Origin of the sequence: Rhodococcoides fascians A25f (genome assembly GCF_000760935.2) — a bacterium.
Lineage (GTDB): Bacteria > Actinomycetota > Actinomycetes > Mycobacteriales > Mycobacteriaceae > Rhodococcoides.
Genome location: NZ_CP049744.1, coordinates 788889 through 803525 on the forward strand (window position 1 = coordinate 788889; position 14637 = coordinate 803525).

Consider the following 14637-nt stretch of genomic DNA (forward strand, 5'->3'; position numbering starts at 1 on the left):
TGTTACCGCGGCGTCAAGGTCATCGTCCGCAGCGTCAATTTCCCGTCAAGGCAGGGTCATTCGCCTGGATTCGGGACGATGATCGTCTGGTAGGCCCGCACTCGGCCCAGTATCGACGAGGAGATGTGTTCGATGACTCTGTTGGATTATCTGCCGTCGCTCAGAGGTGCTCTATCGCCGCGGTTGGATCATGCCGTGTGGCCGAGTACGACGCACTATCGACACGGTCGAGTGACGGTGGCAGGAATGTTCCTCGACGACATCGCCGATCGTTACTCGACGCCGGTGTGCGTGATCGACGAAACCAGCCTGCGCGGTAGGTGCAATCGCATCTCGCTCGGGTCGTTCACAGCCGAAATGCTCTACAAGCCAGGCAGTGTGCTGGCCCCGATTGTCGCGCGCTGGATAGGGGAGCAGCACTTGACGCTGGTCGTCGACTCGATGGCAGCGTTGTCGTCAGCTCGGCAACTCGGTGTCGATCCCTCGCACATCGTCGGCCGTGCGCAGAGCGCGCAGGCTGCAGGTCTCCTTCTGTCACTCCCGCCGGGTGAGCGAGTGGGCCGAATCGTCGTCGCCGCAGGTCTTTACCGGGTTCCGGATGTGGACCGTGCCGTAGCCCCCGCGCAGTCGACTCTGGTCAGCACCGATGGCAATCGTGAATACGCGGAGAATGTCATCGCTCAGGTTGTCGATTGTCCTGCAACGGTATTCGACGGTGTCGAATGCAGCGCGTCCACTCTCGATGGGGTGTTCGCACGGATCGTCGAGTCTCTCGGGGTGATGGCTCAGGCCTACCGAGACCACGGTGTGCTCGGCAATCGACTGCATCTGCGGATCGATTCTCGGACGGGACTCGATACTGCGCTCCCGTCCGACGTCGTCGAAGACGCCGTCGACGAAGGCTGCATTCGGCATCGTTTTCCGCGTCCGCAGCTTGCCGTCGAGACCGGGGAGTCGATCACCGACGCGTCCATGGTGACGGTGTGCCGTGTCCGGTCGATCGACCGGACGAATTCGCAACGAGCCGTCGTGGTGGTGGACGGTGGAACCGGTTGCGCCCCGGCCGGTCCGGCCGCGGCGGTCATCGTCAACCGCCACAGCCTCGGCGGTGAGGAATTGTTCGTACTCGCGGACGGCAGTGATCCTCTGCGCCGGTGCGTGATCGTCTCGGAAGTGTCGCTTCCGGCGGATGTTCGGGTCGGTGACGTTCTCGCGATCGCAGACGGTCCCGAGGACTGCCCGAGCGTCCTGACGCTGTCCGACGGCCAAGCCCACCATCTGGATCTGCTCCCCGAGATGCCTGCTCCGGTCCGCTTCACTCCACGAGTCGGTACCCCATACCCGTCTCGGTGATGAGATGCCGAGGCTTGCCAGGGTCGACTTCGAGCTTGCGTCGAAGTTGAGACATGTAGATCCTCAGATAGTTGGAGCCGTGATCGTGCCCTGGGCCCCAGACAGTTCGGAGTAGTTCTTTCTGCCCCACCAGCTTGCCTGCATTGCGGGCCAGCATCTCGAGGACTCCCCATTCGGTACGCGTGAGATGCACGATCTCGCCGTCCCTGGTCACCCTCTTGGAGGCCAGATCGACGGTGAAAGACGAGGTGGTCACGAGCGGGTCCGTAGGCGACGTCCTGATGGCTCGTCTGCGGACGGCGACGCGTAGCCGGGCCAAAAATTCGTCCATCCCGAACGGTTTGGTGATGTAGTCGTCGGCACCGGCGTCGAGGGCCTCGATCTTGTCGCCGCTGTCGGTGCGCGCGGACAGCACGATCACCGGAATCTCGCTCCATCCTCGCAAGCCGGCGAGCACGTCCAGGCCGCCGATATCGGGCAGTCCGAGGTCGAGGATGACGACATCGGGGTGCTCGGACGCAATGGCGCGTAGCGCGCCGGTCCCAGTGGCCGCGGTGACGACGTTGTAACCGCGGGCGGTGAGGTTGATGCGCAGTGCGCGCACGATCTGCGGTTCGTCGTCGACAACCAGAACCTTGATCGCGGAACGGGATTCACCCATGGGTCTGCCCGGAGAAGTCGCTTCTGGCAGTCGATTCCGCTCGGGCCAATTCGACGGTCATGGTCACCCCGCCGCCTGCAGTATCGGACACCGTCACCGAGCCTCCCATGGCTTCGACGAACCCACGCACAACGGAGAGTCCGAGCCCGACGCCCGTGGTGTTGTCGCGGTCGCCCGATCGTTGGAAGGACTCGAACACGGCCTCTTCGCTTCCGGGAGCGATCCCAGGGCCGCTGTCGGCAACGGTGATCACCGCTCGGTCGCCGATGTAGGCGGCCCCGACCCGCACCGGCGATCCGGGGGCGTGTCGCAGCGCATTGTCGATCAAATTCGCCAGCACGCGCTCGAGCAGACCTGCGTCGGCAGAGACAGCGACGTCGTCGACATCGACGATGACGAGTTCGCGACCTGTGTGTGTTCCGACGAGCGCTGCGTCAACCGCGTCATCGACGTACACGATGGACCGGCTCGGTTGGATGACCCCCGCCGCCAACCGTGACGAATCGAGCAGGTTGCCCACCAGGCCCGTCAGCTGGTCGGTCGATTCCTCGATGGTCGCCAACAGCTCGGCGGTGTCCTCGGCAGAGAATTCGACATCGGTCGCACGCAGACTCGACACCGCAGCCTTGACCGCGGCGAGCGGCGTTCGTAAGTCGTGGCTGACCGCAGACAGCAGCGCCCGCCGAAGACGGTCGGCTTCCTTCAATCCTGCTGCGGCGCTGCCCTCCTGGGCGAGTTCGGTCTGCCTGATCAGACCCATTGCCTGGTTGGCTACTGCGCTGAGCACACGTCGATCGTGGGCGCCGGTCTTGGTACCGGACAGGAGCAACGTGAAGGAACCGTCGGGGGTGTCGATCGCGGTGTCGGCGTCATCGGGCACGGCGGGTGGAGAATCACCGACAGATTCGACGATGACACCAGCGCCTCTGATGATCGAGACCGCACGTTGGGAGTACGTCTCGCGGACTCGTTCCAACAGCGTTCGAATGTCGCCGCCGCGCAACACCGTTCCGGCGAACAGTGTCAGGAGCTCGGCTTCCTGTGACGCTCGCCGAGCTTCGCGGGTGCGTCGGGCGGCCGCGTCGACGAGAAATGCCACTGCCACTGCCATGATGAGCAGCACCACGGTGGTGACGAAGTTGTCGGGTTCGGCGATGGTGAAGCTGTACCGCGGGTCGGCGAAGAAATAATTGAGCAGCAATCCTGCGATCAACGCCGACAGTGCTGCGGGCGCAACGCCGCCCAGGAGCGCAACGGCGAGTACGACCATGAAGAACAGGGCGCTCTCGCCGCCGAGATCGAGATACGGATCCACCAGCAGCATCGCCAGGGCCGAGACGACGGGTACGACAACAGCGGCGACCCAGGACAGAATTCGTCGGTGCTTCGGATTGGGCGGAATCAGCCGGCCGAGCCGAAAACCTCGACTGGTCTGGTTGTGGGTGACCATGTGCACGTCGATCTTGCCCGAGTTCTGAATGACCGCAGCACCGATGCCCTCGTCCAGTATTCGGGCCCAGCGAGACCGCCGCGAGGTTCCGATGACGAGCTGGGTTGCGTTGGCCCCTCGTGCGAAGTCGAGCAGCGTGGTCGGCACATCGTCACCGACGACACTGTGCATGCTTGCGCCGAGACTCGCTGCGAGTACGCGGACCTTCCCCATCTGCGGTGCCGAGACGCCGGTGAGGCCGTCACCGCGGATCACGTGCAGCACCATCAGTTCCGCGCTGGACCGCGAGGCGATCCGGCTTGCGCGACGCAACAGGGTCTCGGACTCCGGTCCACCGGTCACCGAGACGACAACACGCTCACGGGCCTCCCACGTGTCGGTGATGTCATGTGTGCTGCGGTATTTCGCCAACGCGGCGTCGACCTGATCGGCGATCCACAACAACGACAGTTCGCGCAGGGCAGTCAGATTGCCTTGGCGGAAATAATTGCTCAGCGCTGCGTCGACCTTCTCGGCTGCGTAGATGTTTCCGTGGGAGAGTCTGCGGCGCAGCGCTTCTGGAGCCACGTCGACCAATTCGATCTGTTCCGCTGCCCGCACCACCGAATCCGGGACGGTTTCTCGTTGCGGTACACCGGTGATCTGCTCGACAACATCGTTGAGACTCTCCAGATGCTGCACATTCAGGGTCGAGACCACATCGATTCCCGCTGCCAGCAATTCCTCGACGTCCTGCCAGCGCTTCTCATGGGCGCTACCCGGGGTGTTGGTGTGGGCGAGTTCGTCGACGAGCACCAGAGAAGGCTCGCGCTCGATGATCGCCGCGACATCGAGTTCCTGCGCGATCGATCCGCGGTAGTGAACTATCCGCGGAGGAACCAGTTCGATGCCGTCCAGTAAGGCGGCGGTGCGGGCGCGGCCGTGGGTTTCCACCACGCCCGCGACCACATCGCATCCACGTTCTTGTCGACGGTGCGCTTCACCGAGCATCGCGAACGTCTTACCGACCCCCGGCGCGGCCCCGAGATAGATGCGCAATTCACCGCGATCGAGTCCGCCGGACCCCCGCTTGCCGGTCTTTTTTCCCATGTCTCTACCTGCTGCCCTGGACCGTCGAGGTTCAGCTCGTTCCGCACCCCGGTGCCGTCAGTCCCAGAGCAACATTGAGCTCCGGCACGTTCACGGTCTCGTTGCCGAGGAACCCGAGCTGCCTGCCGTCGGTGTGTTCGGCGACCAGAGCCGTCACCGCGTCGACGCTCATGTTGTTGACCTGCGCGACGCGTTGGATCTGGATCGCCGCGTAGGCGGGGCTGATATCAGGATCGATACCCGAGCCGGATCCGGTGACCGCGTCCACCGGTACAGCGGCCGGGTCGACGCCTTCACGTTCGGCGATGACGGCACGACGTTCCTCGATGAATGCCGCCAGTGCTTCGCTACTGGGGCCCTGGTTGGTCGGCAGCGACGCGGCCGGGTCGCTCGCGGCAAAAGCATCCTCGTCGGAGATGGACCCGGTAACTCGGTTGTGGAAGAACGGATCCGGCGCTCCCGCTTCGACCTGCGGGTCGACACCGATCAGACTGCTACCGACGACGCACCCGTTCGCGTCACGCAGCGGCGACCCCTCGGCTGCGCTGGATCCGATGCGGCTCACCGCCCACACTGCCGCTGGATACCCGATACCGACGATGACCGTCAGCGCCAGCAGCACCGACAGTCCTGCCACGATCTGACCGAGAAATCTCTGTACGAAACGCATGTCAGCCTATCCCTGGGATGAAACGAACGACGAGGTCGATGAGCCAGATTCCGATGAACGGGGTGATGACGCCGCCCACTCCGTAGAGCAGCAGATTGCGGCGCAGCAGTGTCGAAGCGCTCGACGGGACGTAGCGAACACCTCTGAGCGCCAGCGGAATCAGCCCGATGATCACCAGAGCGTTGAAGATGACCGCAGACAGAATCGCCGATTCGGGAGTGGCGAGCCGCATGATGTTGAGGCCGTCGAGTTGTGGGTAGACGACGCTGAACATCGCCGGCAGAATCGCGAAGTACTTCGCGAGGTCGTTGGCGAGGGAGAACGTCGTCAACGCTCCGCGGGTGATCAAGAGCTGCTTACCGATTTCGACGACCTCGATCAACTTGGTCGGATCGGAATCGAGATCGACCATGTTGCCGGCCTCTTTTGCTGCTGACGTGCCGGTGTTCATCGCGACACCGACGTCGGCCTGCGCCAGAGCGGGGGCGTCGTTGGTGCCGTCGCCCGTCATCGCGACCAGGCGGCCGCCTTCCTGCTCCTTGCGAATCAAAGCAAGCTTGTCCTCGGGTGTGGCCTCGGCGAGGAAGTCGTCGACACCTGCTTCGGCCGCAATGGCTTTCGCGGTCCGCGGATTGTCGCCGGTGACCATGACAGTCCTGATTCCCATGGCCCGCAATTGAGCGAATCGCTCCGCGATGTGGGGTTTGACGACGTCGGAGAGTTCGATGACACCCAGTGCGCGCGCGGGACCGCCCTGGGGCGCAGTAGCGACCACCAGCGGTGTGCCGCCCATCTCGGCGATGCTGTTCGAGATGTCGTCGATCTCCAGGGAGATCGAGGGGCCGCCGTTGCTGCGGACCCACGCCAGCACCGAATCCGAAGCACCCTTACGGACCTGGGTGCCGTCGAGATCGATTCCGCTCATGCGGGTTTGGGCGGTGAAGGCGACGAACTCGCCGGTCTTCTCGGTGTCCGTGGCGTGCAGGGGCAACGAGTATTCGACTCCGCACAGATCGACGATGCTGCGGCCTTCGGGTGTGCCGTCGGCGAGGGAGGACAACCGTGCTGCTGCGGCGAGTTCGCCTGCCGTCGTGCCCGGCGCGGGATGAAGCCCGGTCGCACGACGGTTGCCGAAGGTGATCGTGCCGGTCTTGTCCATCAGGAGCGTGTCGATGTCGCCCGCTGCCTCGACGGCGCGGCCCGACATCGCCAGCACGTTGCGCTGAACCAGTCGGTCCATACCGGCAATTCCGATGGCGGACAACAACGCTCCGATGGTGGTCGGAATCAGGCACACCAGTAGCGCGATCAGCTTGATCGGGTCTTGCTGCTCGCCGCCGTACGCGCCCATCGGTCCGATCGCGACGACGGCCAGCATGAAGATGATCGTCAGCGAAGCCAACAGGATGTTCAGCGCGATCTCATTCGGGGTCTTCTGGCGCGATGCACCCTCGACGAGGGCAATCATCCGGTCGACGAAAGTCTGGCCCTGAGCCGCGGTGATACGGACTACGATCTCGTCGGAGAGCACTCCGGTGCCGCCGGTCACTGCGGAACGGTCACCGCCCGATTCGCGGACGACCGGCGCAGACTCGCCGGTGATCGCCGACTCGTCCACGCTCGCAATGCCTTCGATGACATCGCCGTCTCCCGGAATGATCTCGCCGGCGGAGACGACGACCTCGTCACCGACCTTCAACTCGGTGCCGGGAACCTCTTCGATGGTCCCGTTCGATGTCCGACGGCGCGCGACCGTATCTCGCTTGACCGCACGCAGGCTCGCGGCCTGGGCCTTGCCACGGCCTTCGGCCACGGACTCGGCAAGGTTGGCGAACAGCAACGTGAACCACAGCCAGGCCGCTACGAGCCACGAGAACACAGACGGGTCGAGGATTGCGAGGACAGTGGTGACGACGGAGCCGATGAGTACGACGAACATGACCGGGTTGCGGGCAAGATGCCGAGGGTCGAGTTTGGCGAACGCGGACGGCAGTGACGTCCACATCTGCCGGGGGCTGAAGTACCCGGATCGGACCGGGGTAGGGGAGTCGTCGACGTCGGATTCGTCGTCGACGAGCCTGGATGAGGTGACGGTCATTGCAGTGCCTCTGCGATCGGGCCCAAAGCCAGGGCCGGGAAGAATGTCAGTGCCGCAACAAGAACGGCGGTTCCGAGTACCAGTCCGGTGAACAATGGTCCGGTCGTGGGAAGGGTGCCGGGATTCGGAGCGGTGCGTTTGGATGTGGCGAGCGAACCGGCCAGTGCCAATACGAAGATGATCGGAAGGAAGCGTCCGAGCAGCATCGCAATACCCAGGGACGTCTGGAACCAGTCGCTGGTGACGGTCAACCCGCCGAACGCGCTGCCGTTGTTGTTCGAGGCGGAGGCGTAGGCGTAGAGGACCTCGGTGAATCCGTGTATCGACCCTGGCGTACCCGGGTCACCCGAATTGCCCTGGAAGCCGGTGGTGGAGGACAGGATCACGGTGATCGAGGTGCCGATCAGAACCAATGCGGGCATCACCAGTACCGACAGCGCGGCGAGGGTGATCTGGCGCTGCCCGATCTTCTTGCCGAGGTACTCGGGCGTGCGGCCGACGAGGAGTCCACCCACGAACACCGCGATGATCGCGAGCACCAGCAGTCCGTACAGACCGGTTCCGACACCGCCAGGAGCGATTTCGCCGAAGAGCATGTTCAGCAGGACGGCTCCTCCGCCGAGGGGAGACATGCTGTCGTGCGCGGAATTGACTGCGCCGGTGGAAGTTCCCGTTGTCGCAACAGCGAAGAGGGTCGATCCGGGAATGCCGAACCGAACTTCCTTGCCCTCCATCATCGAACCTGCTGCCTGCGCGGCGACGCCGCGAGCACCGGATTCTGCGACTGCAGTGACCGTGAGGAGTGCTGCGAACAGTGCCGCCATGACCGCGAGCAGGGTCAGGCCCTGACGACGATCGCCCACCATCGTCCCGAACGTACGGGTCAGTGCCACCGGGATGAGCAGGATCGAGATGATCTGCACGACGTTGGTCAATGGGGTCGGGTTCTCGAACGGGTGCGCGGAGTTCGCGCCGAGGATCCCGCCACCGTTGGTGCCCAGTTCCTTGATCGCCTCCTGCGATGCGACAGGAGCCAAAGCGTTCGAGACCGACGACCCGTCGAGTCCCGTCGAGGCGAAACCTGTGCTGAAGGACTGAATTACGCCTTGCGTCAGCAGAATCAGTGCGATGACGAAAGACAGCGGTAGCAGGATACGGAGGATTCCGCGGACCAGGTCGACCCAGAAGTTGCCGATCTCACCGCCGGCCCGTACGCGCACGAAACCTCGCACGACGGCGATGGCGACAGCGAGGCCGACTGCGGCAGAAACGAAGTTCTGCACCGCCAAGCCCAAGGGCTGCGTCAGGTTCGACATCGTGGTCTCGGGTGTGTACGACTGCCAGTTGGTGTTGGAGACGAAGGAGATCGCGGTGTTGAACGCGACCGACGGGCTCACTCCCGACAGTCCTCCGTTCAGCGGGAGAACACCCTGAACTCGTTGCAGCGCATAGAGAAAGAGGACACTCGCAGCGGAGAAACCGAGTAGCGAGAGCGCGTATCCGACCCAGGTCTGCTGGGAGCGCGGGTCGATTCGGCAGAGGCGGTAGATGAGCTTTTCGATACGAAGATCTGCCCACACGGTGGTGCCGCCGCGGGTGCGCTGCAGGGTGGCTGTACTCCCTGCGGCACCGAGGCTCTCTGTTCTCGAGTCGACATCATGTTCGGTGGCAAAGACTTTCGCCATGTAGTCACCGAGAGGTACGTACGCGATCGCCAGAACGACGACGACCACGAGGATCTGGAGCGATGCTGCCAGAGCTGCGGTCATGGTCTCAGAACCTCTCCGGGTCGAGCAGTGCCACGAACAAATAGATGACCACCGCGGCGGCGATCACCACGAGTACGACGTTGATGGTTCCGTCGAGCGTCATTTCGCCTTCGCCTTCGTAGTGGCAGTGGTCGCCAACGCCCGCAGGATCAGTGCACACACACCGAACCCCGCGGCCGTGACGAGGAGATAACCCAAATCAGCCATGAACGTTCAAGCCTCTTCGACATAGTGTGGTCCAACGCATCATCAGCGCTGGTCGGAGGCTCTAGAGCTTCCGGTCATCGATATGTTTACGCCGTCGAAATTGGCCCGAAGACGATCCTTACGGATCCTTTACGCCTGGGAATTCAGTCATGACACAAATATGACGCGGCCTTTTAGTCAGCTCTCTCCCAGCAGAGCCGAGCGCTGCTCGGTGACGACCGCGCGGATCGCGTCGACCACTGCCGACACCTCCGGTCGTCGCAGGGTTTCGGTGCGGGTGACGAGCCAGTAGGTCAGTTTCACGGCGATGGCGTCGGGCAGGATTCGGTGAAGGTCGGAGTGACGGTCTGCCATGAAGCACGGCAGCAGTCCGATTCCTGCTGATGCTCGAGTGGCTTCGACGTGGACGAAGACGTTGGTGGAGGTGACCGATTCGCGCATCGTCGGGGTGAAGTTGGGGGCCAGATCGAGATCGTCGACGTGCAGCATCGAGTCGATGAAATAGATGAACGGGTGTGCGGAGAGGTCGGCCGGCACCTGCGGTGTTCCGTGTTCCTTCAGATACGCCTCGGAGGCGTAGAGGCCGAGTAGATAGTCCCCGAGCCGGATGGCCTCCGCGCGATGCACCTGCGGTTGTCCGACGACGATCTCGATGTCCAGGCCCGATCGTTGCTGCGACGCGCGTCTGGTGACCGCGACGATTTCCACGGACACCCGCGGATGAGCGCGCTGCACCCGCGCCGCGGCCGGGGCTGCGATGTAGGCACTGAATCCGTCGGTCGCCGAAATACGGACCACGCCTTCCAGCGCGCCTGCATCGCTCGAGACGAGGGTGCGCAGCGCATCCTCGACAGCCTCGGCGGCGGCCAGCGCCCCGTGGCCCAGTTGCGTCAGCTCCCAGCCGCCGGCTCCACGGGTGAGGACTCGGCCGCCGAGCGTGTCCTCGAGTGCGGCGATGCGTCGGGAAATGGTCGTGTGGTTGATGCCCAGGTCGTCGGCTGCGGAGCTGTAACGACCGGTTCGACTGACGGCGAGCAGCACCAGCAGGTCGTCTGCACTGGGGATCTTCGCGCCACCGCGTGTCATGTGTGCAGTTTTGCAGATCCCACCTGCGTTCATGGCTCTTGCGCCCAGAAACATCTGCACCAATACTCAGAGCAACCCCGCTACATGTGTGGTCTGTCACAGATACGAGCACGCAGTGCCGAGCAACACAGGAGAAGTTATGAGCGTCGATCAGCCGCTGACCGAACGACCCGAACCACCGGATCCCGATGCCACCCCCGCAGGCCTGAAGAAGGTCGTCGGAGCGTCGATGGCAGGCACCATCGTCGAGTGGTACGAGTTCTTTCTCTACGGCACCGCCGCAACGCTGGTGTTCAGCAAGATCTTCTTCGCTGCCGGAACCAGTGAGCTCGACGCGATCCTCGCGGCTTTCGTCACCTACGCCGTCGGCTTCGTCGCTCGACCGTTGGGCGGCATCGTCTTCGGCCACTACGGCGACAAGTACGGCCGAAAGAAGTTGCTGCAGTTCAGCCTCGTCCTCGTCGGCGGAGCCACGTTCCTCATGGGCTGCCTGCCGACGTTCGAGGCGATCGGCTACTGGGCACCGGCATTGCTGGTGACGTTGCGCTTCATTCAGGGCTTCGCCGTCGGCGGCGAATGGGGAGGCGCGGTTCTCCTTGTGGCAGAACACAGCCCGAACAAGTCTCGCGGATTCTGGGCCAGCTGGCCGCAGGCCGGTGTGCCCGCAGGTAACCTGCTCGCCACCGTCGCGCTGCTGGTCCTGACGACCACCCTGTCCGACGAAGCCTTCCTCAGCTGGGGCTGGCGCGTCGCGTTCTGGCTCTCCGCCGTCATCGTTTTCGTCGGCTACTACATCCGCACCAAGGTCTCCGACGCCCCGATCTTCCTCGAGGCACACAAGCAGGCCGAGGTCATCAAGGCCGCGTCGTACGGCGTCTTCGAGGTCGTCAAGCGTTACCCGCGTGGCGTATTCACCGCGATGGGCCTGCGCTTCGGTGAGAACGTCATGTACTACCTCGTCGTCACCTTCTCCATCACGTACCTCAAGGTCGAGGTGGGTACCGACACCAGCACGATCCTGTGGTGGATGCTGATCGCCCACGCTATCCACTTCTGCACGATTCCGTTGGTGGGCAGGCTCGCCGACCGCATCGGTCGTCGTCCGGTGTACTTCGCCGGTGCGCTCACCGCGGCCACGTGGGGCTTCTTCGCGTTCCCCATGATGAACAGTGGACACAACGTCGTCATCCTGCTGGCCATCATCATCGGCCTGATGTTCCACGCCTTCATGTACGCCACGCAGCCCGCCATCATGGCCGAGATGTTCCCGACGCGTATGCGGTACTCCGGTGTGTCCCTGGGCTATCAGGTCACCTCGATCGTCGCCGGTTCGCTGGCCCCGATCATCGCGGTCAAGCTGCTCGACATCTACGGCTCGTCCGTACCGATCGCGGTGTACCTGGCCGTGGCCTGCGCCATCACCGTGGTTGCCGTCGTCGTCGCTCGGGAGACCAAGGGACTCGCGCTCGAAAGCATCGACATCGCCGACGCCAAGAACCTGGCCACCGAGGCCGAGTTGGCGAAGGCCGGTCTGCTCGATCAGAATGCACAGCGGTGACCGACCTGAACGGACGCTCCGCCCTCGTCACCGGGGGAGCGTCCGGCATCGGGGCTGCGTGTGCGCGAGAGCTCGCCGGCCGCGGTGCACGCGTCACCGTCGCCGATGTGAACGACGTTGCCGCAAAGGAATTGGCGTCGGAGATCGGCGGTGAGGTGTGGTCGGTGGATCTGCTCGACACCACCGCGCTGGACGATCTTCGCTTGGACATTGACATCTTGGTCAACAACGCGGGTATCCAAACCGTCGCACCGATAGTCGACTTCGACCCAGGCGCGTTCCGCAGAATCCAGACGCTGATGGTCGAGGCTCCGTTCCTTTTGGTTCGGGCTGCGTTGCCGCACATGTACTCTCGCGGCTTCGGGCGGGTGGTCAACCTGTCATCGGTGCACGGACTGCGGGCCTCGGAATTCAAGGTCGCCTACGTCACCGCCAAGCATGCACTCGAAGGACTGTCGAAAGTGACGGCCCTCGAAGGCGCAGCCCACGGAGTGACGAGCAACTGCGTCAACCCGGGATACGTACGTACGCCATTGGTCGAGAAGCAGATCGCAGACCAGGCCAAGGCACATGGGATTCCCGAGAACGAAGTACTCGAAAAGGTGCTGCTGACGGAGGCTGCCATCAAGCGACTCGTCGAACCGGCCGAAGTCGCCTCACTGGTGGGCTGGTTGACCTCCGAGAACGCGGGCATGGTCACCGGGGCGTCGTACACGATGGACGGTGGTTGGTCGGCTCGTTAGGTTCGGTGCCGCCCGTTCCGCGTCAATGGACCACTGCACACGTCTGAGCGCGTCAATGTGCCATCGACGCGGAATCACGAACTGGGTGGATGGACCCTTGCATACGTCTGACCGGTGCAAGGGTCCATTGACGCGAACGGGGTGGGCGCGCGAACGGGGTGGGCGGGCGAACGGGGTGGGCGCGCGAACGGGGTGGGCACGAACCAGGGCGGGCGATCGGGCCCGCGCGCGAATGGCAACTCCCTCGAACAGCAAGAAGCCCCCGTGACATGTCACGGGGGCTTCTCTGGCGGAGGATAGGGGATTTGAACCCCTGAGGGCGTTAACCCAACCCGCGTTCCAGGCGAGCGCCATAGGCCACTAGGCGAATCCTCCGTGGGGGAGCTTACCCGGTTACCCCCACCATCTCCCAAATCGGGAGGCGCGAAGGGTGGTGATGCGACCACGCCGCGGGGACGGCTACACTTCCTAACGGATCCCGCGCGGCGCGCATCCTGTGAACTCCCCCAGGGCCGGAAGGCAGCAAGGGTCAATGGGCTCTGCCGGGTGCGCGGGGTCCCCTTTATTTCAGTGACATCAACACTGTCCGGGGAACCCAGTCACCGAGAGGCCGCTCCGCATGCCAGCGCAAACCCAGTTGGGTCTGATGAACCATGAGGAGCTCGCCTCCGAGCACGAGCGGCAGAGCGCGAAGTACACGCAGCTCAAGGCCGAGAATCTGAAGCTCGATCTCACCCGCGGCAAGCCGTCACCCGAGCAGCTCGATCTTGCTGCCGATCTGTTGACGCTTCCCGGCGCGGATTTCAAGGACGGCAACGGCACCGATTGCCGCAACTACGGCGGCCTCGCGGGTCTGCCGGAATTGCGTGCCATCTTCGGTGAACTGCTCGGTATCCCGGTGAAGAACTTGCTCGCCGGCAACAATGCGAGCCTCGAGATCATGCAGGACCTGGTGGTCTGGGCTCTGCTGCACGGTCTGCCCGATTCGCCCCGCGCCTGGTCGGCCGAGCCGAACATCAGATTCCTCTGCCCATCACCCGGCTACGACCGGCACTTCGCGATCACCGAGAGCTTCGGCATCGAGATGATCCCGGTTCCGATGGGGCCCGACGGCCCGGACGTGCACGAGATCGCCACTCTGGTGGCGTCGGATCCGCAGATCAAGGGCATGTGGGTGGTGCCGAACTACGCCAATCCCACCGGTGCCGTCTACTCGGAGGAAGTCGTTCGCGCGCTGGCCACCATGCCCGCTGCAGCACCCGACTTCCGTCTGTTCTGGGACAACGCCTACGCGGTGCACCCGCTGACCGAGGAGTTCGCGCCGTCCTACGACGTCATCGGGATGGCAGCCGAGGCAGGTTTCCCCAATCGTGCGTTCGTGTTCGCCTCGACGTCGAAGGTCACGTTCGCCGGTGCGGGCGTCAGCTTCTTCGGCAGTTCCGAGGAGAACCTCGCCTGGTATCAGAAGCACCTCGGCAAGAAGAGCATCGGTCCGGACAAGCTCAACCAGCTTCGCCATCTGCGTTTCTTCGGCGACGCCGATGGGGTGCGGGCTCACATGGCCAAGCATCGCGAGATCCTGAAGCCCAAGTTCGCTCTGGTGCAGCAGATCCTCGAAGATCGGCTCGGTGCGTCGAAGATCGCCTCGTGGACCGAACCCAAGGGCGGTTACTTCATCAGCCTCGACGTGCTCGACGGAACGGCCGCGCGGTCGATCGCGCTGGCCAAGGACGCCGGAATTGCGTTGACAGCCGCCGGCTCGGCCTTCCCGTACGGAAAAGATCCGGAAGACAAGAACATTCGCCTCGCCCCGAGCTTCCCTTCGCTCGGTGAGCTGGAGAAGTCGATGGACGGCGTCGCGACCTGCGTGTTGCTGGCCGCGACGGAGAAACTGCTCGAAAGCTAGTGGTGTGGTTATGTGCCTCAGGGGGCACATAACCACACCACTGCGCT

11 protein-coding genes, 1 tRNA gene and 1 other RNA gene are annotated in these 14637 nt (G+C 63.8%); 5 read left to right on the forward strand and 8 right to left on the reverse strand.

Annotation, left to right across the window (positions count from 1 at the left end):
- Positions 1-132: 132 nt before the first annotated feature.
- A complete protein-coding gene (locus BH93_RS03680; RefSeq protein ID WP_052065511.1) occupies positions 133-1353 on the forward strand; it encodes a hypothetical protein in 1221 nt (406 codons plus the stop codon).
- On the opposite strand, the gene BH93_RS03685 is transcribed toward BH93_RS03680, so the two are convergent.
- The 7 genes from BH93_RS03685 to BH93_RS03715 form a co-directional block, all read right to left on the reverse strand.
- Complete coding sequence (locus BH93_RS03685; RefSeq protein ID WP_037175860.1) at positions 1316-2014, reverse strand: response regulator; 699 nt, start codon at positions 2012-2014, stop codon at positions 1316-1318. The genes BH93_RS03680 and BH93_RS03685 overlap by 38 nt on opposite strands.
- On the reverse strand, positions 2007-4553 hold the full coding sequence (locus tag BH93_RS03690; RefSeq protein ID WP_052065513.1) for a sensor histidine kinase: 2547 nt from the start codon (positions 4551-4553) through the stop codon (positions 2007-2009). Before BH93_RS03690 ends, BH93_RS03685 begins: the two co-directional genes overlap by 8 nt.
- 31 nt (positions 4554-4584) lie before the next feature.
- On the reverse strand, positions 4585-5223 hold the full coding sequence (locus tag BH93_RS03695; RefSeq protein WP_037175861.1) for a potassium-transporting ATPase subunit C: 639 nt from the start codon (positions 5221-5223) through the stop codon (positions 4585-4587).
- Between the two features lies 1 nt (position 5224).
- Positions 5225-7321 (reverse strand): potassium-transporting ATPase subunit KdpB, encoded by a 2097-nt coding sequence (gene kdpB, locus BH93_RS03700; RefSeq protein WP_037175863.1) that lies wholly within the window; start codon positions 7319-7321, stop codon positions 5225-5227.
- The gene (kdpA, locus tag BH93_RS03705) at positions 7318-9090 is read right to left on the reverse strand and encodes a potassium-transporting ATPase subunit KdpA (RefSeq protein WP_037175865.1); all 1773 of its coding nucleotides are present in this window, start codon (positions 9088-9090) and stop codon (positions 7318-7320) included. The genes kdpB and kdpA overlap by 4 nt, the downstream gene beginning before the upstream one ends.
- Before the next feature lie 4 nt (positions 9091-9094).
- Entirely contained in the window at positions 9095-9193 is a 99-nt protein-coding gene (gene kdpF, locus BH93_RS03710; RefSeq protein WP_080734555.1) for a K(+)-transporting ATPase subunit F, read from the reverse strand.
- A gap of 281 nt (positions 9194-9474) precedes the next feature.
- Complete coding sequence (locus tag BH93_RS03715; protein ID WP_094618253.1) at positions 9475-10383, reverse strand: LysR family transcriptional regulator; 909 nt, start codon at positions 10381-10383, stop codon at positions 9475-9477.
- Between the two features lie 139 nt (positions 10384-10522).
- On the opposite strand from BH93_RS03715, the gene BH93_RS03720 reads away from it, so the two are divergent.
- Positions 10523-11941 carry an MFS transporter gene (locus tag BH93_RS03720; protein WP_032404528.1) on the forward strand — a complete coding sequence of 473 codons (1419 nt, stop codon included), beginning with the start codon at positions 10523-10525 and terminating at the stop codon, positions 11939-11941.
- Positions 11938-12684, forward strand: coding sequence for a 3-hydroxybutyrate dehydrogenase (locus BH93_RS03725; RefSeq protein WP_037175868.1), 747 nt, complete (start codon positions 11938-11940; stop codon positions 12682-12684). Before BH93_RS03720 ends, BH93_RS03725 begins: the two co-directional genes overlap by 4 nt.
- A gap of 287 nt (positions 12685-12971) precedes the next feature.
- Here BH93_RS03725 and BH93_RS03730 read toward each other — a convergent pair.
- Positions 12972-13059: transfer RNA gene (locus tag BH93_RS03730), tRNA-Ser, on the reverse strand.
- 95 nt (positions 13060-13154) lie between these two features.
- Between BH93_RS03730 and ffs the strand changes: the two genes are divergently transcribed.
- Positions 13155-13249, forward strand: an RNA gene (gene ffs / locus BH93_RS03735) — signal recognition particle sRNA small type.
- A 54-nt stretch (positions 13250-13303) separates the two neighbouring features.
- A complete protein-coding gene (locus BH93_RS03740) occupies positions 13304-14590 on the forward strand; it encodes an aminotransferase class I/II-fold pyridoxal phosphate-dependent enzyme (RefSeq protein WP_037175870.1) in 1287 nt (428 codons plus the stop codon).
- Positions 14591-14637: the final 47 nt, after the last annotated feature.

Excerpts from the sequence above, each read along its gene's own strand:
- BH93_RS03740 (WP_037175870.1), top strand. The coding sequence starts at position 13,304 with ATGCCAGCGCAAACCCAGTTGGGTCTGATGAACCATGAGGAGCTCGCC.
- BH93_RS03690 (WP_052065513.1), bottom strand. The coding sequence starts at position 4,553 with ATGGGAAAAAAGACCGGCAAGCGGGGGTCCGGCGGACTCGATCGCGGT.
- kdpF (WP_080734555.1), bottom strand. The coding sequence starts at position 9,193 with ATGACGCTCGACGGAACCATCAACGTCGTACTCGTGGTGATCGCCGCC.
- BH93_RS03720 (WP_032404528.1), top strand. The coding sequence starts at position 10,523 with ATGAGCGTCGATCAGCCGCTGACCGAACGACCCGAACCACCGGATCCC.
- BH93_RS03680 (WP_052065511.1), top strand. The coding sequence starts at position 133 with ATGACTCTGTTGGATTATCTGCCGTCGCTCAGAGGTGCTCTATCGCCG.
- BH93_RS03715 (WP_094618253.1), bottom strand. The coding sequence starts at position 10,383 with ATGACACGCGGTGGCGCGAAGATCCCCAGTGCAGACGACCTGCTGGTG.
- kdpB (WP_037175863.1), bottom strand. The coding sequence starts at position 7,321 with ATGACCGTCACCTCATCCAGGCTCGTCGACGACGAATCCGACGTCGAC.
- kdpA (WP_037175865.1), bottom strand. The coding sequence starts at position 9,090 with ATGACCGCAGCTCTGGCAGCATCGCTCCAGATCCTCGTGGTCGTCGTC.
- BH93_RS03685 (WP_037175860.1), bottom strand. The coding sequence starts at position 2,014 with ATGGGTGAATCCCGTTCCGCGATCAAGGTTCTGGTTGTCGACGACGAA.
- BH93_RS03695 (WP_037175861.1), bottom strand. The coding sequence starts at position 5,223 with ATGCGTTTCGTACAGAGATTTCTCGGTCAGATCGTGGCAGGACTGTCG.